At 59.3% G+C, this 2592-nt stretch carries 2 protein-coding genes; both read right to left on the reverse strand.

The features are described 5' to 3' along the window. Positions 1–4 precede the first annotated feature (4 nt). Complete coding sequence (locus tag NW856_RS11025; protein ID WP_414400277.1) at positions 5–1135, reverse strand: aromatic ring-hydroxylating oxygenase subunit alpha; 1131 nt, start codon at positions 1133–1135, stop codon at positions 5–7. Positions 1136–1372: 237 nt separating this feature from the next. Continuing rightward, positions 1373–2494, reverse strand: a complete 1122-nt coding sequence (gene era, locus NW856_RS11030) for a GTPase Era (RefSeq protein WP_414400279.1) — start codon at positions 2492–2494, stop codon at positions 1373–1375. Positions 2495–2592 lie beyond the last annotated feature (98 nt).

Consider the following 2592-nt stretch of genomic DNA (forward strand, 5'->3'; position numbering starts at 1 on the left):
CATGTCACCAGCTTTGTTCTTCCAACTCCTGCATCTGCCGGCGGTATTCCCGCCCAAAGGCTTGCAGCAACCCTTCTGCATGGGAAAGAGGCCCTGCTTCATAGGCACGGGATCCCACCCCTTGCTGGGTGAGCTCGCACAGGTGCCAATCCTGTCGATTGGTGCGATCCCACAATTCCACCACCTCGCTGGGATCAAAACCATCCAGCGCCAGGGTCTCCGGCTCAAACAGCCAATCGCAGACGACCCGCGTCCGGTCGGATCCCTGGGGCCACAGGGTGTGGGTCATGACATAGTCCGGCTGCAGGCTCAAGAATAGATTGGGCATAAGGGTGTAGTAGTAGGCTCGCCGTTGGCTCTCGCCTCGCACGGTGGAGATCAGGGGCAAGCTGCGTTGGCCACTCATGTTTAGGCTGGTCACATCTGGATTGAGCAACATGTAGCCGCCCAAAAAGGGGCCTTCCATCAAGTCGTTGCGACCACTGCGAGCCGGCGAAAGGCGGGCCAATTCTGGGTGAATGAGCGGGCAGTGGTAGCACTCAGAGTAGTTTTCAAACAGCAATTTCCAATTGGCTTGAACGTGGTATTCAATACGATGGCCTCGCCGCAGAGCGGACAGGTTCCACTCTCGGAAACGACCTTGCAATGGGGCAAAAACCTCATCGAAGGGCTGAGGATTGCGGCTGAGGTTGACCCAGACGAAGCCTTCCCATTCTGCCAAGGCAGCGGAGTGGAGGGGATAGTCTTCACGGCGAAAGTCTTCCACCTCGTGCATCTGGGGAGCTGCCAACAATTGCCCATCCAGCCCATAGCGCCAGGCGTGGTAGGGGCAAGGGATCCCATCGGCAAAATGGCCTTGGAGCTCGCTGCAGAGTCGGGTTCCTCGATGGCGACAGTGGTTGAAGAAGGCATGGGCTTGCCCCTTGGGATCCCGTACCAGGATCAGGCTTTCTCTGAGCACCTGCACCTGCAAAAAGTCTCCAGGTTGGGCCAGATCGGCACTGCGCCCCACGCAGAACCACTGCCGATAAAAAATCCGCTCGATCTCCGCCTCAAAACGGCTGGAAGAAACATAGTAGTGGCCAGGCAGGGTGCGGGCGCCCGGTTGAACAGTAGCGGGATAGAAAGCGGTCATGGGGCAAAGCAGCGATAAGAAAAACTGCTGTGGGACTCCAGAGGCTTTGCTATCCAAGCTAACGCAGGGATCCCATCCGGCATCTATTCCAAGCAGATCCAAGGCATTTTTAAGGCATTTTTGAAGCATTCCCCCCAAGCACGCTGTGCTGCTCGCGCAAATACCCCAGTCTCCTACCCACAAGGGGAGAGGGGGGCATAAGAACTCCGTCCTGCTGACGCAAATGGCTTATTCCCGCTAGGGGGACGTAGCGCTATAGCCCAAGTCGCGCAGAAGGTGCTCAGAGCGCCGCCAGTGGGGCCGCACCTTGACAAACAGCTCCAGGTACACCTTGCCCAGGATCAGCTTTTGAATCTGCAGGCGGGCTGCCTGGCCGATCCGCTTGAGCCTTTCCCCCCCTTTGCCGATGAGGATCCCCTTTTGGGAGTCCCGCTCTACATAGAGGGTGGCCAAGATGCGGGTGACGTTGGGGGTTTCTTCCACCTGGTCGATGGTCACGGCCACGGAATGGGGCACTTCCTCGCGGGTCTGCAGCAGCACCTGTTCTCGGATCAGCTCCGCCATGATGAACCGCTCCGGCTGATCCGTCACCAGATCCGGCGGGTAGTAGTAGGGGCCGGTGGGCAGCAGATCGATGGTGGCCTGGATCAGAGGCGTCAAACGGCTGGGATCCAAGGCAGACACCCAAACGACAGGAGCGCCGGGGCGCAGGGCTTGGTAGCTCTCCTGGTGAGCTTGGCGCACGGCAGCATCCCGAGGAAGCAGATCCGCTTTGTTGCAGACGATCAGGCAGGGGGAAGCAGCAGGGATCCGCTCGGCAATAAAAGCATCCCCGCGTCCTGCCGGCACCGATCCATCCACCACGAAGAGGATCACGTCCACAGCGGCAATGGCTGCCTGGGCGTTGTGTACCAAGATTTCCCCCAGGCGGTGGTGGGGTTTGTGGATGCCAGGGGTATCCACCCAGATGATCTGGGCTTGGGGTAGGGAGAGGATCCCCTGCAGGCGGTTGCGGGTGGTCTGGGCCACGGGAGAGGTGATGGCAATCTTTTGTCCCACCAGGGCGTTGAGTAGGGTGGACTTGCCCACATTGGGCCGCCCGATCAGCGCTGCAAATCCCGACTTAAACCCCGGCGGGGCAACCGGGATGGCAGACAGTTCCCCGCCCCCGCTGCTGATAGGATCGGGCACCGATTCCGCTTGTGCTTCAGAAGCCGAGGACTCCGTCCGAGCGGCGTGAACGGATCTTTGTCCTTCAGGGGAGGGATCCCTACCGTCTGGAGGAGAGTGGGAAGATCCGACGCTTTGCTCTTGTAGCTCTTCTTCTGCCATAGCCTTCAGTAAACCACCCGCACTCATGCTGACATATAGAGAGCGAGCTTTCGGTAGCCCTGTAGTTGGCAAGCCAATCACGTTCGCGAAGCGAGCCGTAGGCTTAGCCTCTGGGCTGGTTTACA

Origin of the sequence: Synechococcus sp. R3-13, assembly GCF_047462195.1 — a bacterium.
Lineage (GTDB): Bacteria > Cyanobacteriota > Cyanobacteriia > Thermostichales > Thermostichaceae > Thermostichus.